We start from the raw sequence: 20,699 nt of genomic DNA, 5'->3' as shown, positions 1-20,699 counted from the left end.
CTCATGAAGCAACGCGCCCTGCTACTGGTCGATTTGCAAAATGATTTCTGCGCGGGCGGTGCGCTGGCGGTCGCCGAAGGTGACAGCACCGTTGACGTGGCCAACAAGCTCATTGACTGGTGCAAAGCTCGCGGTGAAGCAGTTGTCGCAAGCCAGGACTGGCACCCGGCAAATCACGGCAGCTTTGCCAGCCAGCACAACGTAGAGCCCTTCACCCAGGGTGAACTCGACGGGCTGGCGCAAACTTTCTGGCCGGATCACTGCGTACAGCAGACGGAAGGCGCGGCGCTGCATCCGCTTCTGAATCAAAAGGCCATCGATGCGGTGTTCCATAAAGGTGAAAACCCGGCTATCGACAGCTACAGCGCGTTTTTTGATAACGGGCATCGCCAGAAAACGGCGCTGGACGCCTGGTTGCGTCACCACGAAATCACGGAGCTGATCGTACTGGGCCTGGCGACGGACTACTGCGTGAAGTTCACCGTGCTGGATGCGCTTCAGCTTGGCTACACCGTCAGCGTCATCACCGACGGCTGCCGCGGGGTGAACATTCAACCACAGGACAGCGCTCAGGCGTTTATGGATATGGCTGCGGAAGGCGCAACCCTGTATACGCTCGAAGACTGGCTGGAAACGCAGGCATAGTCTTTTACGCCCTCTCCCTGTGGGAGAGGGCATCAACCCGCACCGTTATTGCATTTTAATCGTCGCAATCGGCTTCGGCGTGATACCGAAGTCCTCTTTCAGCTCGCGCTTGCTCTTCATCACCATCTGGCCTTTGGTGTCGATCGTCATGTGCTGTGCGTCGGTGTTGTTGCGCGCCTGCCACAGCATTACCAGCTGCAAGCTGTTCTCTTTTTGCTCCGGCGTCAGCGCAACGCCGTCGGGCCATTTTCCCAGCTCCACGGCGGTCACCAGACGCTGATAAATCTCCGGCGTCATGCCGCTAATCATGTCATCAATATTCACACTCGCGCCCTTTCAAAGGAATAATTTGCTGAATCGTTTTTTCAACCCTTAATCTGGTCACCGTTTTCATCATCGGTGAAGCTCATTGAGGCCGAATTTACGCAGAAACGCTCGCCGGTAGGCTGAGGTCCATCCGGGAAAACGTGCCCAAGGTGCGCGTCGCAGTTGCCGCAGCGAATTTCCGTACGCACCATGCCGTGCGACGAGTCGGTCAGATAGCGGATTGCCTCATCGCTCACCGGCTCATAGAAACTCGGCCAGCCGCAGCCAGAATCAAATTTCGTTTGTGAATTAAACAGCGGGGCATCACAGACCAGGCAGTGGTAGACGCCGTCCCGCTTGTTGTGCAGCAAACGCCCGGTGAACGGCGGTTCCGTTCCGTGATTCTGCGTCACGTAAAACTGCATTTCTGTGAGGTTTTTTTTCAAATCGTCAGGGTTACGTTGGTTCGACATATGCTTACATCTCGCTGTAGAAACAGACATCTTTCAACCCGGATTCTAACAAAACATTAACACCCTTGCGTGCACTTTTGATCTAAACTTATGTGTCGCGAATAAGCGGTCAGGCAATTGTGATCACGTTCACATTTTTATCCTGCAAGGACTTTAAAATCCCGGCGCAGCCCCCATATGGGTGCAAGCTCAAAGGGAAAGTGAGGCGAGTCAGTCGCACAAACGTTAGTCACAGGATTGATTTGTCGCAATGATTGACACGATTCCGCTTGACGCTGCGTAAGGTTTTTGTAATTTTACAGGCAACCTTTTATTCACTAACAAATAGCTGGTGGAATATATGACTATCAAAGTAGGTATCAACGGTTTTGGCCGTATCGGCCGTATTGTTTTCCGTGCTGCTCAGAAACGTTCTGACATCGAAATCGTTGGTATCAACGATCTCCTGGACGCTGAATACATGGCGTACATGCTGAAGTACGACTCAACTCACGGTCGTTTCGACGGCACCGTTGAAGTGAAAGACGGCCACCTGGTTGTTAATGGCAAAACCATCCGCGTTACTGCTGAAAAAGACCCAGCTAACCTGAAATGGAACGAAATCGGTGTTGACGTTGTTGCTGAAGCAACCGGTATCTTCCTGACCGACGAAACTGCGCGTAAACACATCACCGCTGGTGCGAAGAAAGTTGTTCTGACTGGTCCTTCCAAAGACAACACCCCAATGTTCGTTCGTGGTGCAAACTTCGAAACTTACGCTGGCCAGGATATCGTCTCTAACGCATCCTGCACCACCAACTGCCTGGCACCACTGGCTAAAGTTATCAACGACAACTTCGGCATCATCGAAGGTCTGATGACTACTGTTCACGCGACCACCGCTACTCAGAAAACCGTTGATGGCCCGTCTCACAAAGACTGGCGCGGCGGCCGTGGCGCGGCTCAGAACATCATCCCATCCTCTACCGGTGCTGCTAAAGCTGTAGGTAAAGTACTGCCAGAACTGAATGGCAAACTGACTGGTATGGCGTTCCGCGTTCCAACTCCAAACGTATCCGTTGTTGACCTGACCGTTCGTCTGGAAAAAGCTGCTTCTTATGAAGAAATTAAGAAAGCAATCAAAGCTGCTTCCGAAGGCGCAATGAAAGGCGTTCTGGGCTACACCGAAGACGACGTTGTTTCTACCGACTTCAACGGCGAAGTGTGCACTTCCGTGTTCGATGCTAAAGCAGGTATCGCACTGAACGACAACTTCGTTAAACTGGTTTCCTGGTACGACAACGAAACTGGCTACTCTAACAAAGTACTGGACCTGATCGCTCACATCTCCAAATAAGTTGAGATGAGTGCTTGATCCAAAAAGGCGACTTCGGTCGCCTTTTTTTATTTATAAGACAGAGGATTGCTTAATGATTAATAAAATTTTTGCACTTCCGGTAGTCGAACAGCTTACCCCTGTGCTCTCCCGCCGTCAGATTGACGGTGCTGATATCATCGTCGTTGACCATCCGCGTGTTAAAGCGTCCGTGGCGCTGAACGGCGCTCACCTGCTCTCCTGGAAACCGGAAGGCGAAGCCGAAGGTTTGTGGCTGAGCGATGCGACCTCCTTCAAAAAAGGGGCAGCGATCCGCGGTGGCGTGCCTATCTGCTGGCCGTGGTTCGGCCCGTCCGCCCAGCAGGGTTTGCCTTCTCACGGTTTTGCCCGTAACCAGCAGTGGACCCTGAAAGCGCACAACGAAGACGATAACGGCGCCGTGCTGACCTTTGAGCTGCAGGCTAATGATGAAACCCGCGCCCTGTGGCCGCACGATTTCACCCTGTATGCCCGCTTCAAGCTGGGTAAAACTTGCGAAATCGAACTGGAAGCTCACGGCGAGTTCGAAACCACCTCTGCCCTGCACACCTATTTCAACGTGGGTGATATCAGCGCAGTGAAGGTGAGCGGCCTGGGCGATACCTATATCGATAAAGTCGATAACGCGAAAGAAGGCAAACTGAGCGACGGCGTTCAGGCATTCCCTGACCGTACCGACCGCGTCTACCTGCACCCGGAAGCGTGTAGCGTGATCCACGACGGCGCCCTGAACCGCGGCATTGAAGTGGTCCATCATCATCACAGCGATGTGGTGGGCTGGAACCCGGGTCCTGCGCTGTCCGTCAGCATGGCCGACATGACGGATGAGGGTTATAAAACGTTTGTCTGCGTGGAAACGGCTCGCGTGACCAACCCGCAGAAAGCGAGTGAAGAAAAACCGTCTCGTTTAGGGCAGACGATTCGCATTGTGAAGCGATAATTTTGCTGCACCATGCAAAAGCAAACGGGGCGCAAGCGCCCCGTTTTGATGCATAGATTGCACTAAATTAATGCACAATCAGAACTTGTAGCTCACACCCACAGAGAAGATACCTGCCCAGGACTTATCGACCATCGGGCTATCCTTCACTTCGTCGCTCAGACGCTCGTAGCGGCCGGTACCGTACACGCTCCAGTCGCCAAGGAAGTTGTAGCTCGCTGTCAGCTCCAGGTAAGGATCCCAGCCGTCATCTGCACTATAACTTTTCAGACCACTGCGGCGGGACTCGTTTTTAGAGACGCCGTAGTAATAGTCGTTGTAGTTCTCGCTGTTGTACTGCACACCGATACCCGGCGTCAGGGTCAGCCCACCGTTGGTATAGCGGTACAGCCACGCCAGGTCCCAGATAAAGCCGTTGCTGTTATCCAGCGTGTCACCCGCCAGAGCCGTACGCAGGAAGCCATACTGGGTGTTATGCACGTATGAGAGGCCGGCCATCATCGAGCTTTTACGCTTGTCGAGCTGGCGAAGCGCGTGGCTGTCGCTGTCACCCGGCTTGAAGTGCGTTGGATCGTAGTAGGCCATGATGGAGAGCTTATCGGCCTTGTCGTTCCAGAGATAGTAGCCGCCGCCGAGCCCGCGGAACCAGACGTTATCCCCTTCATAGGTGATAACCGGAACAGGATACACATCACGGTCATACTGTTTGTACGGGCTGTTAATGACGCCAACACCCGCGCCAAGCGTCCACTGACTTTCCGCCTGTGCGGTACTTACTGCGGTCGCGGCAAGGATGCCTAATGCCAGAAGTTTGAGTTTGGTCACAATCCATTCTTTCCTGTAGTCAAATAATCAGCGGGTGAAGTGTAACCGCCATTCCCGTACATCCCAAAATTTTTTGCCTGCTAATCAGTCTGATTAACCCGTTATTTTTAACTTTTCAGATGACAACACGCTTTCATTTACATGACCGCTGAATGAAAAACGTGCATTTGTCTTATAACGACAGTGGAAATTTTTGGATGAGTTATTGATATGTCATTGAAAGTAGATTTTGTGGGCATGCAAGTTTTGCAAATGCCATCTACGCTTTAATTTAAGAAGAGTTTTCCTGAACACCTGCGGTTCTTAGCGTCTGACCTGGCACACAGGTTGCTGCTCTGGCAGTGAGGTGCGAGAGATTCTCTTCCGGGAGCCTCCACTACTCATACGAACGGCTCTTATCCTGTGCTAAAAAACGAAAGGACGGCATGCCATGAATATATTCGATCACTATCGCCAGCGCTATGAAGCTGCCAAGGACGAAGAGTTCACACTGCAGGAGTTTCTTACCATCTGTCGGCAAGATCGCAGTGCCTATGCCAATGCGGCAGAACGGCTATTGATGGCTATTGGTGAGCCAAACATGGTTGACACTGCCCTGGAACCCCGGCTTTCCCGTCTCTTTTCGAATCGGGTGGTCGCCCGATATCCGGCGTTTGAAGAGTTCTATGGTATGGAAGATGCCATCGAACAGATTGTCTCCTATCTGAAGCATGCCGCTCAGGGTCTGGAAGAGAAGAAACAGATCCTCTATTTACTCGGCCCCGTGGGCGGCGGTAAATCCTCGCTGGCGGAACGCCTGAAGTCGCTGATGCAGCGCGTGCCTATCTATGTGCTGAGCGCCAACGGCGAGCGCAGCCCGGTGAATGACCATCCGCTGTGCCTGTTCAATCCGCAGGAAGATGCGCAGATTCTGGATAAAGAATACGGTATACCGCGTCGCTACCTCGGCACCATCATGTCGCCGTGGGCGGCAAAACGCCTGCACGAGTTTGGTGGCGATATCACCAAATTCCGCGTGGTGAAGGTCTGGCCATCTATCCTTGAACAGATCGCCATCGCCAAAACTGAACCCGGCGATGAGAACAACCAGGACATCTCGGCGCTGGTGGGTAAAGTTGACATCCGCAAGCTGGAAAACTTCGCGCAAAACGATCCGGATGCCTACGGTTACTCAGGCGCGCTGTGCCGGGCTAACCAGGGGATCATGGAGTTCGTTGAGATGTTTAAAGCACCGATTAAAGTGCTGCATCCGCTGCTGACGGCTACCCAGGAAGGCAACTACAACGGGACGGAAGGTATCTCCGCCCTGCCGTTTAACGGGATCATTCTCGCCCACTCGAACGAATCTGAATGGGTGACCTTCCGTAACAACAAAAACAATGAGGCCTTCCTTGACCGCGTGTACATCGTCAAGGTGCCTTACTGCCTGCGGATCTCTGAAGAGATCAAAATTTACGAGAAACTGCTTAACCACAGTGAGCTTGTGCACGCTCCCTGCGCGCCGGGCACGCTGGAAACGCTGTCACGCTTCTCCATTCTTTCGCGCCTGAAAGAGCCGGAAAACTCCAGCATTTACTCAAAAATGCGCGTCTATGACGGTGAGAGCCTGAAAGATACCGACCCGAAAGCGAAGTCGTATCAGGAATATCGCGACTATGCCGGGGTTGATGAGGGGATGAACGGTCTGTCCACGCGTTTCGCGTTTAAGATCCTCTCCCGCGTCTTTAACTTCGACCATGCGGAAGTGGCGGCCAACCCGGTTCATCTGTTCTACGTGCTGGAACAGCAAATCGAACGCGAACAGTTCCCGCAGGAGCAGGCTGAACGCTATCTTGAGTTCCTGAAAGGTTACCTGATCCCGAAATACGCCGAGTTCATTGGCAAAGAGATCCAGACGGCCTACCTGGAATCCTATTCAGAGTACGGGCAGAACATTTTTGACCGTTACGTCACCTACGCTGACTTCTGGATCCAGGATCAGGAGTACCGCGACCCGGATACCGGCCAGCTGTTTGACCGTGAATCCCTGAACGCGGAGCTGGAAAAAATCGAGAAGCCTGCCGGGATCAGCAACCCGAAAGACTTCCGTAATGAGATTGTGAACTTCGTCCTGCGCGCCAGAGCGCATAACAACGGGCGCAATCCGAACTGGACCAGCTACGAGAAGCTGCGCACGGTCATTGAGAAGAAAATGTTCTCCAATACCGAAGAGCTGCTGCCGGTGATCTCGTTTAACGCCAAAACCTCAACCGATGAACAGAAAAAACACGACGATTTTGTCGACCGTATGATGGAAAAAGGCTACACCCGCAAACAGGTGCGCCTGCTCTGCGAATGGTACCTGCGCGTGCGTAAATCGTCTTAAAACAAGTGCCCGGCGGCGCTTAGAGCCTGCCGGGCCTACAAAATGCAAGTTGGCAAATGCAGTACGGGGGGTATATGACCTGGTTTATTGACCGGCGTCTTAACGGCAAAAACAAGAGCACGGTGAACCGCCAGCGCTTCTTGCGTCGTTATAAAGCGCAAATTAAACAGTCTATCTCCGAGGCCATCAACAAACGCTCGGTGACCGACGTCGACAGCGGCGAGTCTGTCTCCATCCCCACCGATGACATCAGCGAACCGATGTTTCATCAGGGGCGAGGCGGCCTGCGCCATCGCGTACACCCAGGTAATGACCACTTCGTTCAGAACGACAGAATTGAGCGCCCTCAAGGCGGCGGAGGTGGTTCAGGAAGCGGTCAGGGACAGGCCAGCCAGGACGGTGAAGGTCAGGACGAATTTGTCTTCCAGATTTCAAAAGATGAATATCTCGACCTGCTGTTCGAAGACCTGGCGCTGCCGAATCTGAAAAAGAATCATCATCGTCAGCTTAATGAATATAAAACCCACCGCGCGGGCTACACCGCCAACGGCGTACCCGCCAACATCAGCGTCGTACGTTCGCTGCAGAATTCGCTGGCGCGGCGTACGGCCATGACGGCAGGAAAACGTCGCGAGCTGCGCGAGCTGGAGAGCAGCCTGAAGGTGGTGGAAAACACGGAACCGGCGCAACTGCTGGAAGAGGAGCGCCTGCGTAAAGAGATTGCAGAGCTGAGGGCGAAGATCGAACGGGTACCGTTTATCGACACCTTTGACCTGCGCTACAAGAACTACGAAAAACGCCCTGAGCCCTCTAGCCAGGCGGTGATGTTCTGTCTGATGGACGTGTCCGGCTCGATGGATCAGGCAACCAAGGATATGGCGAAGCGTTTTTATATCCTGCTCTACCTGTTCCTGAGCAGAACCTATAAGAACGTGGAGGTGGTCTATATCCGCCACCACACCCAGGCGAAGGAGGTGGATGAACATGAGTTCTTCTACTCTCAGGAAACCGGGGGGACCATCGTCTCGAGCGCGCTGAAGCTGATGGATGAAGTGGTCAAAGAGCGCTACGACCCGGCGCAGTGGAATATTTATGCCGCGCAGGCGTCGGACGGCGATAACTGGGCCGACGACTCACCGCTGTGTCACGAGATTCTGGCGAAGAAAATTCTGCCTGTGGTGCGTTACTACAGCTATATCGAAATCACCCGCCGCGCGCACCAGACCCTGTGGCGAGAATATGAGCATCTGCAGGCGATGTTCGACAATTTTGCCATGCAGCATATCCGTGACCAGGATGATATTTATCCGGTGTTCAGAGAGCTGTTCCACAAACAGTCTGCTACCAGCAACGCATAACCCAACAGCCAGCGAGCCCGCTGGCTGTTTTCTTTCGACCCCGCTCATCCCGTGCTAATGTAGAATGCTGCATACTGGATTATCACCGGGAAATCGTTATGACTGACGACGTTATTGAGGCAGGAACCCACCAGCAACTGATTACCTTACTCACCGAGCAGGGCGCGCGGTTTCGCGTCATGGAGCACGAGGCTGTCGGGAAATGTGAAGCGGTAAGTGAAATTCGCGGGACCGACCTGCGGCAAGGCGCAAAAGCCCTGGTCTGCAAGGTGAAGGGAAACGGCGTAAAAAAACACGTTCTGGCGATCCTCGCCGCCGATCTGCAGGCTGACCTAAGCCAGCTTGCCAGCCATTTTGGCGGGCTAAAAGCCTCCCTCGCCAGCCCGGCGGAAGTCGATGCCCTGACCGCCTGCGTTTTCGGCGCTATCCCGCCCTTTAGCTTCCATCCTGACCTGGCGCTGGTTGCCGACCCGCTGCTGTTCGAGCGTTTTGACGAAATCGCGTTTAACGCCGGCCTGCTGGAGAAATCCGTGATTATGGATACCCAGGATTACCTGCGCATCGCCCGTCCTGAGCTTGTCACCTTCCATAAAGCGTAACTGCGATGGCTGACGCCCTGTCAGCCTTTTCGTTCCAGAAACAGCACGGAGGCAACGAGAATAGCGGCAATAGCGAAAAACGATGAGGAGATAATCAGCGTTTCAACAAACATGTGATCGTTCATGATGGCGACCCTTTTGCGATATCTGCTTTCGTTTTAATCCGCGTAAATGACAAGGTAATGACAACGATAAAATCTTTTTAAAACTGTTCTCTGCCGCGTTTGCGCGTACAGTAAACAGAACAATTTTTCTGGCAAGGATTCCCTATGTTTGACCCTACTCTGCTCATTCTTCTGGCACTGGCCGCGCTCGGCTTTGTCAGCCATAACACCACCGTCGCCATCTCGATTCTGGTGCTGATTATTGTGCGCGTGACCCCGTTAAATACCTTTTTCCCGTGGATAGAAAAACAAGGCCTCACCATCGGGATCATTATCTTGACCATTGGGGTAATGGCGCCGATCGCCAGCGGCACCCTTCCCGCATCAACCCTGCTGCACTCGTTCGTAAACTGGAAATCGCTGGTGGCGATCGCGGTGGGGATTTTTGTTTCGTGGCTGGGGGGACGCGGCGTCACGCTGATGAGCAGCCAGCCCTCGCTGGTGGCGGGTCTGCTGGTGGGCACCGTGCTGGGCGTGGCGCTCTTTCGTGGCGTACCGGTCGGCCCGCTGATTGCGGCAGGCCTTGTCTCTCTGTTTATCGGGAAGTCGTAGTCAGGCTGGCCATATAACGCGCCGGCGTCTGGCCCAGTCCCTTTCTGAACATGGTGATAAACGCGGTGGTAGAGTCATAGCCCAGTGACTGGGCCACCTGCTGTACCGATTTCCCGCCGATCAGGTGCTGTAATGCCACAATCAGCTGCAGCTGGTGACGCCAGCGGCGAAAGCTTAAACCGGTCTCTTTCACCACCAGCCGCGCCAGGCTGCGTTCGCTCATGGCGAAGTGGCTCGCCCACTGTGCCAGCGTCTGCCAGGCGGCAGGCTCTTCCGCCATCTTCTCGCTCATCAGCCGAATTTTAGGATGGGGCGAGACGGGCAGCTGCAGATGCTCCTGACGCTGGAGCGGCAGCTCGTCAAACAGGACGTCCACCAGACGCGAGGTGGCCGCGAGCTGCAGCTGTTCACGAGATTTTTCCGCGAGCGATAAAATCAGCTCCCGCACCAGGGTGGAGATTTTCAGGGTACAGCAGCGCTCGGGCAGGCTGACGGCCCCCGGCTCAATAAACAAAAAGCAGAGCTGCGCGCCCGGCGTGGCCCTGTTGCTGTGCGGTATCTGGCCGGGGATCCAGACGGCATACTGAGGTGGAACCATCAGCATGGCATTTTCCACTTCACAGGTGATTGCGCCGCCGAGGGCAAGAATCAGCTGCCCCTTACGGTGATGATGCCGGGGAATATACTGTTCCTCCGCCACTACCTGAATGCGAAATGCGACGGCCGCATCGTACTGGCTATCAGGATCGTAGCCTTCCAGTCCCAGACCAATCATCAGTTTGTCCGATATTAGCGATAAACTGTCATTTTAGCCTGATTTCAACCGCTGATAAAATCGGTATTGTGTGCGCTCGCTTGAACGTATGAGAACATAATGACTACTGCTATTCGCACCTCAGGAAAACACGTCGAGCTGTTGGTTGCAGGCATCCTGATGATTGCCACTACGCTTCGCGTCACCTTTACCGGCGCAGCGCCGCTGCTCGATACAATTCGTCTTGATTATGGCTTAAGTACGGCGCAAACCGGTCTGCTGACCACCCTGCCCCTGCTGGCTTTCGCCATTGTCTCGCCGCTCGCCGCGGGCGTTGCCCGGCGTATCGGCATGGAGCGCAGCCTGTTTATCGCCCTGCTGCTGATTTGCGTCGGGATTGCCGTTCGCTCCCTGCCTTCCGCCGCTTTGCTTTTCACCGGAACGGCGATCGTCGGCTGCGGTATTGCGCTCGGGAACGTGCTGTTACCCGGATTAATTAAGCGTGATTTTCCCGGCCAGGTGGCGAAGCTCACCGGCGCCTATTCCCTGACGATGGGCGTCTCGGCGGCGTTCGGTTCGGCAATGATCGTTCCCCTGGCACAGGGTAGCGCCGGCTGGCATGGCGCGCTGCTGATGCTGATGGCGTTTCCGCTGGTCGCGCTGCTGCTCTGGCTGCCCCAGTGGCGTCAGAAACACGTCGCAACGGTAACGGCCGCAGGCGCGCTACATAACCGCGCGATCTGGCGCTCGGCCCTCGCCTGGCAGGTCACGCTCTTTTTGGGGATAAACTCGCTGATTTACTACGTCATCATCGGCTGGCTGCCGGCGATACTGCTGAGCCACGGCTACAGCGAAGCGCAGGCTGGCTCGGTGCACGGTCTGTTGCAGCTGGCTACGGCCGTGCCGGGACTCGCCGTTCCGCTGATCCTCCACCGTCTGAAAGACCAGCGGGCGATCGCAGGCGCGGTGGCGCTGATGTGCGCGATAAGCGCGGCGGGATTATGGTTTATGCCGGGCATGGCGGTGATGTGGACGCTGGTGTTTGGCTTTGGCACAGGGGCAACGATGATCCTCGGCCTGACGTTCATCGGTCTGCGCGCCAGTTCTGCACACCAGGCGGCGGCGTTGTCCGGCATGGCGCAGTCGATTGGCTATCTGCTCGCCGCCTGCGGTCCCCCGCTGATGGGGAAAATTCACGATAGCGCGGGAAACTGGCAAAACCCGCTTCTGGGCTGCGCCCTGGCCGCCGTGATAATGGCCCTCTGCGGCATCTTAGCCGGGCGAGACCGGGAGATCGCGCCCCGTTAAACAGTGTGGCAGACCCTCGGGTCTGCCTTTTTTACCCGCGAGCGGCGCGCAGCATCGCCTGCACCAGCACGACCGGACGGCCTTCCAGCGCGGCACGCTCGTGCTGGAATAAGGTAATCACGAAGAACGGATGCGTAACCAGCTCTGCGGCGCGAATTTCCCCCTGATCGTCCCAGCCCGTAACATGCATATCACCGCTTTCCAGCGCCTGTGCAAACGCCGGCGACACACCATAGTTACAGTGATACCCCTCTTCAATTTCCGGCTTGCCGTATGCTTTGGCGATCAGCGTATTTTTGCGCAGTTCAATCGCATCGGTTTTTTCCACCAGCGAGCAGGTCAGCGGCGCAATCACCATGGTGCCTTCGGTATCCGTCTCAGCGTGTGCCGCATCGGCCCAGCCCAGCACGTTTCGGGCATACTCAATCAGCGCGTGCTGGAACCCGCCGCAGGTGCCCAGGAACGGGATGCTGTTTTCACGGGCGTAGCGCGCGGCGATAAAAGCGGCCTCGGTGTTTTTGTAGGGGCTGGCAGGAACCAGCCAGATGGCATCGTAGCCCACCAGATCTTCAGGGCTAGTCAGCTCCGTGGTGGCCAGCCAGTCGTAATCGGCGGTGAGGTCAAGGACTGCGGCGGCGTCATCAATGGCCAACGGGATCGCCTGATGCGCAATAACATTGGGATTGTAGTCGCCAACAAGCGCAATGCGCAGCGTCGTTTTAACCGGGAGGTGTTCCATGAAAGGTTCCTTATGCCAGAGTATTATCAGATAACATAAGGAACCTCAGACTACCGATCTTTTGCAATTATCACAATACCTTAAATTGGGAGGGTGAAATCATGATTCAGTGCAAACGCGTTTACGAACAGGCAGTTCCGGACGACGGCTATCGGGTGCTGGTGGACAAGCTCTGGCCTCGCGGGGTTAAAAAAACGGACCTCGTTTATGACGAATGGTGTAAAGCGCTCACGCCCTCGAATGAACTACGCAAGGCCTTTCATAGCGAAACCATTGATTTCACCGCCTTCAGTAAGGCCTATCGGGAAGAGCTTGCGCAGCATGCTAACGAGGGAGTGCGTCTGGCGACGCTGGCGCGCAGGCAGACCGTCACCCTGCTCTTTGCTGCCAAAAACACGGAGCAAAATCACGCCCTGATCTTAGCCGACTGGCTGCGTCATCTGTGATCAGCCGATCGTCAGTTCATCCAGAATTTGCGGCGCTTCATCCGGGGTGAGCGGCATCAAATGTTCGGCGCGTACAAACGCAAAGCCGTGCTGGTTGTCAAAGGCGTAGACATCACCCGTCACCAGCCAAAGCGCGCGATCTGCGGTGGCCGGTAATTGCGTCATCACGCCGTTGACCGGGTTAACAAAACGCAGACCAGGCTGGCAGAGGCCAAATAGCTCAACAGATTTACCAATATTGCGACGGCCTGACGCCGTGCGGGCACCCACGATCATCGCCATGCTGCCCGGTTTTAGCTGAAACATACTTCTCTCGCGGAAACGAATGCCAGAAACTGGCTAAGATTAATCCTAAAGAGAAGTGTATCGCAGGCGGTATCCGTCTGTCACCTGGTGGGTTGCGGACGATCGCGACGATAGAGCGTCCATTCATCGATCACTTCCCCGCCCGGTAATTTGCACTCGGTGCGAACGCCCTGCGGGCTTTGAATCGGGATCTGTTCCCCGCCTTTCTCCAGGCAGTAGACGGAGGCCGGGTTCGCCATACCAATAGCGTGCGGCGGTTTTGGCGCATCGGGTGGCGTGGGTTTTGCGGTACAGGCGGTCAGGGGAAGCGCCAGCGCCAGAAGCAGAAATCTCATCTCATTGATCCTTTTGACGTCATTACACCCTAAGGGTAACGGGTCATCGCCGCGTTCTCCATGATTTCTCCATTTTAACTGCACTTTTCAGCACTATAGTGTGGCATGTTCTCGATTTGACCAGAGAACATCATTCCGTAATCAAGATGTCTTTGCCCCGGTCTCAACAACGGGGCTTTTTTTCTCGCCTGCTCCCCGCTTCCTGCATATATTAAATTTTCTGTATTCATGTTTTACTATGCCTGAAGCTTAAAAACTCAGCATAACATGCAGATGCAGACGTCTTCTGCCTGGGAGTCATTCTACGTCATGTCGGATCTTATCCTCGCTCGCGTTTCAGAAACCCTTGCCACCGAGCAGTCCCTTGAAAGCCTCGTTCGCCAGCTGCTGGAGATGCTGGAGATTGTCACCGACATGGAGTCGACCTACCTGACGAAGGTCGATATCGAGGCGCGGCTGCAGCACATCCTCTACGCACGCAACAGCAAGCAGATGACGATCCCGGAGGGTCTGAGCGTCCCATGGGACGAGACGCTGTGCAAGCGTGCGCTGGACAGTGACACGTTATTCAGCAATGACGTACCCGAACGTTGGCCCGAGTGTGAAGCCGCAAAAGCGCTTGGCATTACGACCTACATGAGTATTCCTGTCCATCTTGCGGATGGTTCACTCTACGGTACGCTCTGCGCCACCAGCACGGCCAGAAAGCCGCTTAGCGAGCGCGGGGAACAGGTTCTGAAGCTCTTCGCCGGGCTGATCGCCCAGTCCATTCAGAAAGAGTCGCTGGTAACCCAGCTTCGCGAAGCCAATGCGGCCCTCATCGCGCACTCCTACACGGATGCCCTTACCGGTTTACCCAACCGTCGCGCCATTTTTGAAGATCTGACCACGCTGTTTTCTCTGGCCCGGCACCTTAAGCGTAACGCCATCATCGCGTTCATCGATCTGAATGATTTCAAACTGATTAACGATCGTTACGGCCATGAGGCTGGCGACCAGTTCCTGATAGAAGTGGGCAAGCGTTTGACGGAAGAGAAACAGGAGGACGATATTATCGGCCGACTGGGCGGTGATGAATTTCTGGTCGCATCGCTGAGCCAGCTCCACGAGGACGGAGATAACGCGCAGGTTACGCTGCTCAAAACGCGCCTCAGCGCCTGTATCGCAGGCGAATACTGGCTGGGCAGCGTTCATATTATTTATCCGGGCGCCAGCCTCGGCGTTATCGAAGTGGACCCTGCCGCAACCGATCCTGACAGCGCATTACGCGACGCGGATGTCGCGATGTATCAGGATAAGAAAGGAAAAAGCAAAACACGCTTTCTCACTATGGATTAACCCCGTACACTCTACGGCGTTACAAAAACCGAAACAGGTGATGATATGAGAATAGGGATCCTCTTCCCGGTCGTTATTTTTATAACGGCGGTGATTTTTTTAGCGTGGTTTTTTGTCGGTGGTTACGCGGCGCCTGGGGCATAAATGAGAAAAACGACCCTCATTATGCTGATCGTTGCCATCGCGGCGTTTGCCGGCACCCAGCTTGGCTGGTGGTAAACGCCAATACGTAAAAAGGCCGCCATCTGGCAGCCTTTTTTCAACGCTTTTAAGCCTTAGCTTTTGATTTTTCTGTAGATAAACAGAACAACCAGCGCACCAATCACCGCGACGGCGAAACTGCCGAAGTTAAAGCCATCGACTTTGCCAAAACCGAACAGCGTACTGATCCAGCCGCCGACTACTGCGCCGACAATACCCAGTATTACGGTGACGATAAACCCACCGCCATCTTTGCCCGGCATGATCCACTTCGCCAGAATACCCGCAATAAGCCCAAAGATAATCCAGGATAAAATTCCCATAACTTTCCTCTCTGTATGGTTTTTGTCATTAAATCAACGACACAAAAAAGAATAGCACAGGATTTCAGAAAGGAAATTTGTGATAGGCGTCACAATGAGAGAGTGAGTGATTATTCATCAACAAAAAGAGCGTGCCACATAAACTGTGGGGTTGCATCTTTTGTTGAGAAAGATTATCTTTCTCAACACTGAATAGTTGAGCGAAATACTCAGGTATTCAGTACGACATTGCTCACATTGCTTCCAGTATTTCTTGCCCACTCCTGAGTGGGCTTTTTTTTTCTGCTCATACCCCAACAAACGCGTAACGGTTACGTCCTGCGCGCTTTGCCTGATAGAGGGCCTGGTCAGCGGCAATAATGATATTTTGCTGGCTGCCAGCGATGTCGACGGCACGTGCGGTAGAAATCCCGACGCTGACCGTTACCCGTCCGAAGGGGCTAAAAGCATGCGCAATTTGCAGGGAAAACACATTGCGAATAATCGTCTGCGCCAGTCGGAGCGCATCCTGGATATCCGTATCCGGCAATATCAGCGCAAACTCTTCTCCGCCGTATCGCGCCACAATCTGATTATCACGCGTAAGGCTCTCCCTGAGGCTGTTTCCGAGCATTGCCAGACACCGGTCCCCTTCCGGATGACCGTAGTTATCGTTGTATTTTTTGAAGTAATCCACGTCTACGATCAGTATCGAAATCGGTGCGTCATGCTCAGCACACATAGTGATTTCCGAGAGGATTTTTTCATCAAAGAAGCGGCGGTTGTACAGCCCGGTCAACGCATCTTCTGAGGCAATAATCTTCAGCGCTTTGTTATCCCTTGTTTTTCGGGACAGGTCGGAATACAGGAAGTATGACGCCACAATGAGGATCGCCGTGAACACGAAAATGAGCACCGCCAGCTGAATGGCCTGTTTGCGCCAGGGTGCAAGGGCTTCATCAATGCTAACGGCCACGGTGGTGACCAGTCCGTAGCGTCTGTTTTTCTCGTAGGCATAAATGCGCTCGATTTTATCAAACCGTGAGATGGAGCTGGCTATCCCCGAATTTTGTACCTTGAGATATTTCCTGAATAGCGGTGAATCAGAAACAATCGTGCCGATATAAGTATTTTTAAAGGGATAACGGACCAGCAGCACGCCTGATTGCGTCGTTAAGCCGATGACGCCCGAGTGACCGATATTAATCTGCCCGTAGAGTGCCAGAAAATTTTCGATACCCAGCGTCACCACCACCACTCCGTTAAATGCCCCGCTCTCGGTTTCAAGGCGTCGACTGATGGTGATAACCCATTTGCCATTGGTTCTGCTTACCACCGGCTCCCCAATAAAAATCTGCTGAGTTTTATTTTCTTTGTGATAGATAAAAAACTCTCTGTCCGAGCCTTTGCGTGACCCGGTAAAACTTTCATGCAGTGCGGTGAAGATATCGCCCTGAGCGTTGTAAACAACCACATTATTAATCTGGGTAAGAAGGTTATCCTGATTATTGATCATGTGCTGAATATTGGTCGCCTGCTGCGGGGTCATACCATAAATTTCGATTATGTCGGAAACGGTAGTAATTAACATTTCACTCTGGCGCATGATCCCCTCGGTGTAGACATCAAGGGTATGGCTCAGGTTAGCAACGCTGGTATTAATTTGCTGGATTGACTGCTGTCTGGACGTGGCTATTTGGACGGCGAGCGACAGCGAGAGGATCAATGAAACAATGATGACGGTAATGGTTGTTGTGTAAAAAGTATTTTTCACATGCACGAGCTTTTCCACCTTATCACGCCTGACATCCCTGGCTGACAACTCTTGTCACTGTAACAAAGCTCGGGATAAGAGGAAAATGAATTGCACTTAAGCAGACAACGGAAGCTTGCCTTTATTTTGATTTACAAACTTACGATCTCCCTGGGTTTAGATAAAATGACTTTAATAAAATCGATATAGGAGACGGGCTTACCAAAATAATATCCCTGTAACAGGGTTATCTCATTACGGTTGAGATACTCCAGCTGCTCTTTTGTTTCTACTCCTTCAGCTACAATGCGCAATGAGAGTTTTTTCGCCAGATCAATGACGCAGTCCAGCAGGATCGTTGAGTCCTTTTCCTCTGAAACCCGGTTCACAAAGCTTTTATCAATTTTAATATAATCAATGGCAAGCGCATTAAGGCATGACAGCCCGGAATAACCCGTACCAAAATCATCAAGGGCAATAACAAAACCGGCGTTATGCAGCATGTTGAGGTTTTCCACCAGGTGAGGATTATCGATCAGCGGTTCACGCTCGGTCACCTCGAGAACCAGTTTGACTTCTTTACCCTGAAACCCCTTCCCGAAGACGCGACAGTCCCCGATAAAGGAAGGTGCATTGATGTGTCTGGCGCTGATGTTCACCCCGATATGAAACCCGTCCGGTAGCTTAGGCAACAGTGGTTTAAGCTGTGCGACCACTTTCGCCATCAACCCTTTGGTTAACGGGATAATTAAACCGCTACGTTCGGCAATCGGAATAAAGACATCCGGCGGGATAAAGCCTGACTTTGGATGTTTCCATCTCGCCAGGACCTCAACGCCGTACAACCCGCCGGTATCCCCGTTCACGATCGGCTGATAATAAGGCTCGATCTCCCCCTGCAAAATGGCTTTGCGCAAATCGTCTTCGAATGAGGTGCTTTTCCCCTTGTAACGGCGGATCAAAATGCCCACCGCCACGGATAATGCAAGAATAAGCAGTGTCAGGCTCCATCCCTGCTGCAGTAGCCGCGTCAGGCTAAAAAAGGCAGGAGGCTGCCAGGCCAGGCTAAAGGGGAACTGCGAAGATGTCGTAAGTGACCCCGCCCACGAGGCCGCTTTCCAGCCGGTCACATCACCGCTGCGGGTAAACATTCTTTCGCCGACAACCAGTCCCAGGCCAACGCTATTTGATGCGCTCGTAATGGCATCCTGCAAATGCGCGTCGCTGATGCTGACCATGACGCGCCCTCCCGCAACGGGCATCTGAAAGACAAGCACCGGCATGCCGTTCACCAGCCGATTGCCGGGTAGCAGCATCAACTTTTCGGCAGGTAAGGTCTCAGGGTGAATAATCAATACGCCATTCCCGGGAAGGGAAGTACAGATGATTCTGCCCTGCTGCTGGATCATGATGGCGCGCAGATGCGGTTTTAGCGCGGCTTCCGTCCCCAACGCCAGCTGTCCGCTACTGGTACACCCCTGCTCCGCAACGCGCTTCGCCGTGCTGGCCGCACTGACTGCTTCAGCCAGAATACTTTCTATTTTTTGGGTGCTTGCCGTCGCGGCATGACTATTACTCAGCTTCGCCATCTGCCATAGCTGCCAGTTAATAATCAGAATGCCGCTCAGAAAAAGAAACAGGGCACTCATAATAGGGATCATCACGTTGCGCATGATGTTTTCCTTAATAGAAAAAACAAGCATGGATGTACTAGAAGAAAAGCCTGTGCTAATCCGGCGTTGCTTATGACAATGAAAATAGCTTAGCTAAGAATTGTCTTAAAAAACTGATGCTTTCGTATGAGTTCACCTGCCTGAATTTGCTCACATGACGTGACTATCAGGCTTGTTCCTTGCCCAGGCTGTGTTAAGCTTTGTGAAATCAGGGAGCGGACTGGATATCTGGAAAATGAAAAAGCGCATTGCCGTTGCTATCGTTTCAACGCTTCTGGTCTTCCTGTCTCTTTATGCCGTCAATGCTGTCATCACAGGACAGCAGAAGAGCAAACAGCTCGAAATATCCCGAACCCTTTTACATTATTCAGAAGACCTGTCCCAAAACGTTGCGCTGGGCCTAAAAAGCATAACGACGCAGGGATGTGATAAAGCCAGCCTTGATAGCTATAGACAAATCAAGCTTAATAATCTTTATTTTGGCGATATTGGTTTTATCGAAAAGGGAAAAATAGTCTGTACCGCTTTTTGGGGGAAACTCGCAACGCCCGTTGCACTTCCTGCAGAACTGCATAAAACGCCGAGAGGCTTTCTCCTGGCCCAGTTTTCGCGAAAAGACTTTTTCACGGGCAACGCGGCAATTTATAACAATATTATTATCTTCACCTCCCGCTATGCTTACGATAAATTCAGCCCGGTTACCGCAAGTTATTCGCTAAGTGCTACCACGAAAGACTTCGGCAGAGTCTTTTTTTCGGCCGCTCCGGAGCTAAATCAGCAGAGCTGGCTGCATTCGACGTTGTTTACCCTGACCCTGACGCAGTGCAGCGCCTTCTGGGACCTGTGCGTCATCGTGAAGCATCATGACGCTGGGCTGGCCTCGTTACCTCCGTTTATCTTTGCGCTTCTTGCGGTCATTCTCTGTTTGATCTGGATCGCGATTACGTTGTTTATCTTCCGAATCTATGAAGATCGTTTTTCTCTGGAACGCACGCTGATCAAAGCCGTCATCACGAATACCATCTGCGTTAACTATCAGCCCATTATCCGCATTCACGATAAAAAAATCGTGGGTGTTGAAGTTCTGTCGAGATGGCGCGATCAAAAGCACGGGGACGTCTCTCCGGAGCTGTTTATTCCATTAATTAAGAAGATTGGTCTGTATAAAAAATATTATAGTAATATTATCGAAAAATCCCTTTCCGAAATTGCCCCACTGGCGATAAAACACCAGCTGATAGTCTCAATCAACGTTGGGCGGAAGGAAATTGAAGATGGACAGTTCATTACCATTTTGCGTCGTGCGTGTTTTGCCAATCACCTACCCCTTTCCCTGATGAAGGTCGAACTCTCTGAGAAAGCCGTTTCAACGGCAGATATCCTCGAGGGATTCTGTCGGGAGCTCAAATCGCTCGGCGTTAAAATATCAATAGATGATTTTGGCGTGCAAAACTCGAACCTCGCCCGCCTGTCGCTGCTTGAATATGATGAAATCAAAATTGATAAGTCGCTGGTGGACGGCATCAGCGAGCATTATAAGCAAAACATCTTCGCTATCTTCAGCGATGCTCTTGCAAGATTGAATAAAACGCTTGTATTCGAGGGCGTGGAAAATGAAATTCAATATCGCTTTATTGCGGACAGATATCCCGATGCCCTGATCCAGGGATGGTATTTTTCAAAAGCACTCACCCGCAGCGAACTGGCGAAGCAACTCACCGGCGTCACACCGTAATCCAAAACTGGCGTGCCCGTTTTTTCCAGTCGGGCATTTCAATTTTTTACGCAAAAACATATAGTCGTCACAATCAGACGGTAGATTACCCTGAAGCACACTCATATTTTGGTTAAAAACGTGAAATTATCCTTACTATTCCCAGTGGTACTCTTTTGCCTGACCGTTATTTTCGCGCTGTTTATCGACGCCCCCGCTTCGCATATTCTGCGGAAAAAGTGCATGTGG

The 20,699-nt window shown here is 52.9% G+C and carries 23 protein-coding genes; 12 read left to right on the top strand and 11 right to left on the bottom strand.

The genetic code is table 11. The features are described 5' to 3' along the window. Nucleotides 1–3: 3 nt before the first annotated feature. Nucleotides 4–645, top strand: coding sequence for a bifunctional nicotinamidase/pyrazinamidase (pncA, locus tag ACW9E7_RS07205; protein WP_136194698.1), 642 nt, complete (start codon nucleotides 4–6; stop codon nucleotides 643–645). Nucleotides 646–690: 45 nt separating this feature from the next. On the opposite strand, the gene ACW9E7_RS07200 is transcribed toward pncA, so the two are convergent. Further along, entirely contained in the window at nucleotides 691–954 is a 264-nt protein-coding gene (locus ACW9E7_RS07200) for a YeaC family protein (protein ID WP_411800869.1), read from the bottom strand. Between the two features lie 56 nt (nucleotides 955–1,010). Next, the gene (gene msrB / locus ACW9E7_RS07195) at nucleotides 1,011–1,424 is read right to left on the bottom strand and encodes a peptide-methionine (R)-S-oxide reductase MsrB (RefSeq protein WP_008500710.1); all 414 of its coding nucleotides are present in this window, start codon (nucleotides 1,422–1,424) and stop codon (nucleotides 1,011–1,013) included. A 340-nt stretch (nucleotides 1,425–1,764) separates the two neighbouring features. On the opposite strand from msrB, the gene gapA reads away from it, so the two are divergent. Together gapA and ACW9E7_RS07185 are read left to right on the top strand one after the other, a co-directional pair. Then, nucleotides 1,765–2,760 (top strand): glyceraldehyde-3-phosphate dehydrogenase, encoded by a 996-nt coding sequence (gene gapA / locus ACW9E7_RS07190; RefSeq protein ID WP_014831506.1) that lies wholly within the window; start codon nucleotides 1,765–1,767, stop codon nucleotides 2,758–2,760. Nucleotides 2,761–2,833: 73 nt separating this feature from the next. Further along, nucleotides 2,834–3,718, top strand: a complete 885-nt coding sequence (locus ACW9E7_RS07185; protein WP_115874792.1) for a D-hexose-6-phosphate mutarotase — start codon at nucleotides 2,834–2,836, stop codon at nucleotides 3,716–3,718. A 78-nt stretch (nucleotides 3,719–3,796) separates the two neighbouring features. Here ACW9E7_RS07185 and ACW9E7_RS07180 read toward each other — a convergent pair whose 3' ends face one another. Then, a complete protein-coding gene (locus ACW9E7_RS07180) occupies nucleotides 3,797–4,543 on the bottom strand; it encodes a MipA/OmpV family protein (protein ID WP_115874791.1) in 747 nt (248 codons plus the stop codon). A gap of 430 nt (nucleotides 4,544–4,973) precedes the next feature. Between ACW9E7_RS07180 and yeaG the strand changes: the two genes are divergently transcribed. The 3 genes from yeaG to ACW9E7_RS07165 all read left to right on the top strand — a co-directional run bounded on the left by yeaG (nucleotide 4,974) and on the right by ACW9E7_RS07165 (nucleotide 8,865). Then, a complete protein-coding gene (gene yeaG, locus ACW9E7_RS07175) occupies nucleotides 4,974–6,908 on the top strand; it encodes a protein kinase YeaG (RefSeq protein WP_008500713.1) in 1,935 nt (644 codons plus the stop codon). Nucleotides 6,909–6,982: 74 nt separating this feature from the next. After that, the gene (locus ACW9E7_RS07170; RefSeq protein ID WP_458727480.1) at nucleotides 6,983–8,266 is read left to right on the top strand and encodes a YeaH/YhbH family protein; all 1,284 of its coding nucleotides are present in this window, start codon (nucleotides 6,983–6,985) and stop codon (nucleotides 8,264–8,266) included. A 98-nt stretch (nucleotides 8,267–8,364) separates the two neighbouring features. Further along, nucleotides 8,365–8,865 (top strand): YbaK/prolyl-tRNA synthetase associated domain-containing protein, encoded by a 501-nt coding sequence (locus ACW9E7_RS07165; protein WP_133294189.1) that lies wholly within the window; start codon nucleotides 8,365–8,367, stop codon nucleotides 8,863–8,865. Nucleotides 8,866–8,885: 20 nt separating this feature from the next. On the opposite strand, the gene yoaI is transcribed toward ACW9E7_RS07165, so the two are convergent. Further along, nucleotides 8,886–8,990 (bottom strand): small membrane protein YoaI, encoded by a 105-nt coding sequence (gene yoaI / locus ACW9E7_RS07160; protein ID WP_111965575.1) that lies wholly within the window; start codon nucleotides 8,988–8,990, stop codon nucleotides 8,886–8,888. Between the two features lie 144 nt (nucleotides 8,991–9,134). On the opposite strand from yoaI, the gene ACW9E7_RS07155 reads away from it, so the two are divergent. Next, complete coding sequence (locus ACW9E7_RS07155; RefSeq protein WP_024908579.1) at nucleotides 9,135–9,581, top strand: DUF441 domain-containing protein; 447 nt, start codon at nucleotides 9,135–9,137, stop codon at nucleotides 9,579–9,581. Here the strand turns inward: ACW9E7_RS07155 and ACW9E7_RS07150 are convergent. Further along, nucleotides 9,565–10,356: an AraC family transcriptional regulator gene (locus ACW9E7_RS07150; RefSeq protein ID WP_458727479.1), complete on the bottom strand. Its 792-nt coding sequence runs from the start codon at nucleotides 10,354–10,356 to the stop codon at nucleotides 9,565–9,567. The two genes, ACW9E7_RS07155 and ACW9E7_RS07150, sit on opposite strands and share 17 nt — an antisense overlap. 99 nt (nucleotides 10,357–10,455) lie before the next feature. Here ACW9E7_RS07150 and ACW9E7_RS07145 point away from each other — a divergent pair, with 99 nt between their 5' ends. Then, nucleotides 10,456–11,643: a CynX/NimT family MFS transporter gene (locus ACW9E7_RS07145; RefSeq protein ID WP_458727478.1), complete on the top strand. Its 1,188-nt coding sequence runs from the start codon at nucleotides 10,456–10,458 to the stop codon at nucleotides 11,641–11,643. Nucleotides 11,644–11,674: 31 nt separating this feature from the next. On the opposite strand, the gene ACW9E7_RS07140 is transcribed toward ACW9E7_RS07145, so the two are convergent. Then, complete coding sequence (locus ACW9E7_RS07140) at nucleotides 11,675–12,382, bottom strand: CTP synthase C-terminal region-related (seleno)protein (protein WP_133294187.1); 708 nt, start codon at nucleotides 12,380–12,382, stop codon at nucleotides 11,675–11,677. Nucleotides 12,383–12,483: 101 nt separating this feature from the next. Here ACW9E7_RS07140 and ACW9E7_RS07135 point away from each other — a divergent pair, with 101 nt between their 5' ends. Further along, nucleotides 12,484–12,828 (top strand): DUF488 domain-containing protein, encoded by a 345-nt coding sequence (locus ACW9E7_RS07135; RefSeq protein ID WP_115874786.1) that lies wholly within the window; start codon nucleotides 12,484–12,486, stop codon nucleotides 12,826–12,828. Here ACW9E7_RS07135 and ACW9E7_RS07130 read toward each other — a convergent pair whose 3' ends face one another. After that, complete coding sequence (locus ACW9E7_RS07130) at nucleotides 12,829–13,134, bottom strand: nuclear transport factor 2 family protein (protein WP_045401563.1); 306 nt, start codon at nucleotides 13,132–13,134, stop codon at nucleotides 12,829–12,831. 80 nt (nucleotides 13,135–13,214) lie between these two features. After that, nucleotides 13,215–13,469: a putative hemolysin gene (locus ACW9E7_RS07125; protein ID WP_133294185.1), complete on the bottom strand. Its 255-nt coding sequence runs from the start codon at nucleotides 13,467–13,469 to the stop codon at nucleotides 13,215–13,217. A 309-nt stretch (nucleotides 13,470–13,778) separates the two neighbouring features. Here ACW9E7_RS07125 and ACW9E7_RS07120 point away from each other — a divergent pair, with 309 nt between their 5' ends. Further along, nucleotides 13,779–14,807, top strand: a complete 1,029-nt coding sequence (locus tag ACW9E7_RS07120) for a sensor domain-containing diguanylate cyclase (protein ID WP_127732765.1) — start codon at nucleotides 13,779–13,781, stop codon at nucleotides 14,805–14,807. 45 nt (nucleotides 14,808–14,852) lie between these two features. Continuing rightward, nucleotides 14,853–14,951 carry a YoaK family small membrane protein gene (locus tag ACW9E7_RS07115; protein ID WP_029739841.1) on the top strand — a complete coding sequence of 33 codons (99 nt, stop codon included), beginning with the start codon at nucleotides 14,853–14,855 and terminating at the stop codon, nucleotides 14,949–14,951. A gap of 131 nt (nucleotides 14,952–15,082) precedes the next feature. Here the strand turns inward: ACW9E7_RS07115 and ACW9E7_RS07110 are convergent, their stop codons facing one another. From ACW9E7_RS07110 to ACW9E7_RS07100, 3 genes are all read right to left on the bottom strand, one after another. Further along, nucleotides 15,083–15,331 (bottom strand): GlsB/YeaQ/YmgE family stress response membrane protein, encoded by a 249-nt coding sequence (locus ACW9E7_RS07110; protein WP_008500746.1) that lies wholly within the window; start codon nucleotides 15,329–15,331, stop codon nucleotides 15,083–15,085. A 286-nt stretch (nucleotides 15,332–15,617) separates the two neighbouring features. Next, the gene (locus tag ACW9E7_RS07105) at nucleotides 15,618–17,102 is read right to left on the bottom strand and encodes a sensor domain-containing diguanylate cyclase (RefSeq protein WP_414146655.1); all 1,485 of its coding nucleotides are present in this window, start codon (nucleotides 17,100–17,102) and stop codon (nucleotides 15,618–15,620) included. 113 nt (nucleotides 17,103–17,215) lie between these two features. After that, on the bottom strand, nucleotides 17,216–18,736 hold the full coding sequence (locus ACW9E7_RS07100) for an EAL domain-containing protein (protein WP_458727477.1): 1,521 nt from the start codon (nucleotides 18,734–18,736) through the stop codon (nucleotides 17,216–17,218). A 235-nt stretch (nucleotides 18,737–18,971) separates the two neighbouring features. On the opposite strand from ACW9E7_RS07100, the gene ACW9E7_RS07095 reads away from it, so the two are divergent. Further along, entirely contained in the window at nucleotides 18,972–20,471 is a 1,500-nt protein-coding gene (locus ACW9E7_RS07095) for an EAL domain-containing protein (protein WP_133294183.1), read from the top strand. The last annotated feature ends 228 nt before the right edge of the window (nucleotides 20,472–20,699 follow it).

The organism is Enterobacter sp. H2G27 (assembly GCF_054403075.1).
The sequence above is the reverse complement of the archived record's forward strand: the minus strand, read 5'-3'. Positions and strand labels throughout refer to the sequence as shown.

Excerpts from the sequence above, each read along its gene's own strand:
- ACW9E7_RS07170 (WP_458727480.1), top strand. The coding sequence starts at position 6,983 with ATGACCTGGTTTATTGACCGGCGTCTTAACGGCAAAAACAAGAGCACG.
- pncA (WP_136194698.1), top strand. The coding sequence starts at position 4 with ATGAAGCAACGCGCCCTGCTACTGGTCGATTTGCAAAATGATTTCTGC.
- gapA (WP_014831506.1), top strand. The coding sequence starts at position 1,765 with ATGACTATCAAAGTAGGTATCAACGGTTTTGGCCGTATCGGCCGTATT.
- ACW9E7_RS07140 (WP_133294187.1), bottom strand. The coding sequence starts at position 12,382 with ATGGAACACCTCCCGGTTAAAACGACGCTGCGCATTGCGCTTGTTGGC.
- yoaI (WP_111965575.1), bottom strand. The coding sequence starts at position 8,990 with ATGAACGATCACATGTTTGTTGAAACGCTGATTATCTCCTCATCGTTT.
- ACW9E7_RS07150 (WP_458727479.1), bottom strand. The coding sequence starts at position 10,356 with ATGATTGGTCTGGGACTGGAAGGCTACGATCCTGATAGCCAGTACGAT.
- ACW9E7_RS07165 (WP_133294189.1), top strand. The coding sequence starts at position 8,365 with ATGACTGACGACGTTATTGAGGCAGGAACCCACCAGCAACTGATTACC.
- ACW9E7_RS07095 (WP_133294183.1), top strand. The coding sequence starts at position 18,972 with ATGAAAAAGCGCATTGCCGTTGCTATCGTTTCAACGCTTCTGGTCTTC.
- ACW9E7_RS07135 (WP_115874786.1), top strand. The coding sequence starts at position 12,484 with ATGATTCAGTGCAAACGCGTTTACGAACAGGCAGTTCCGGACGACGGC.
- ACW9E7_RS07145 (WP_458727478.1), top strand. The coding sequence starts at position 10,456 with ATGACTACTGCTATTCGCACCTCAGGAAAACACGTCGAGCTGTTGGTT.
- ACW9E7_RS07100 (WP_458727477.1), bottom strand. The coding sequence starts at position 18,736 with ATGCGCAACGTGATGATCCCTATTATGAGTGCCCTGTTTCTTTTTCTG.
- ACW9E7_RS07120 (WP_127732765.1), top strand. The coding sequence starts at position 13,779 with ATGTCGGATCTTATCCTCGCTCGCGTTTCAGAAACCCTTGCCACCGAG.
- ACW9E7_RS07110 (WP_008500746.1), bottom strand. The coding sequence starts at position 15,331 with ATGGGAATTTTATCCTGGATTATCTTTGGGCTTATTGCGGGTATTCTG.
- yeaG (WP_008500713.1), top strand. The coding sequence starts at position 4,974 with ATGAATATATTCGATCACTATCGCCAGCGCTATGAAGCTGCCAAGGAC.
- ACW9E7_RS07185 (WP_115874792.1), top strand. The coding sequence starts at position 2,834 with ATGATTAATAAAATTTTTGCACTTCCGGTAGTCGAACAGCTTACCCCT.
- ACW9E7_RS07155 (WP_024908579.1), top strand. The coding sequence starts at position 9,135 with ATGTTTGACCCTACTCTGCTCATTCTTCTGGCACTGGCCGCGCTCGGC.
- ACW9E7_RS07130 (WP_045401563.1), bottom strand. The coding sequence starts at position 13,134 with ATGTTTCAGCTAAAACCGGGCAGCATGGCGATGATCGTGGGTGCCCGC.
- ACW9E7_RS07115 (WP_029739841.1), top strand. The coding sequence starts at position 14,853 with ATGAGAATAGGGATCCTCTTCCCGGTCGTTATTTTTATAACGGCGGTG.
- ACW9E7_RS07200 (WP_411800869.1), bottom strand. The coding sequence starts at position 954 with ATGATTAGCGGCATGACGCCGGAGATTTATCAGCGTCTGGTGACCGCC.
- msrB (WP_008500710.1), bottom strand. The coding sequence starts at position 1,424 with ATGTCGAACCAACGTAACCCTGACGATTTGAAAAAAAACCTCACAGAA.
- ACW9E7_RS07125 (WP_133294185.1), bottom strand. The coding sequence starts at position 13,469 with ATGAGATTTCTGCTTCTGGCGCTGGCGCTTCCCCTGACCGCCTGTACC.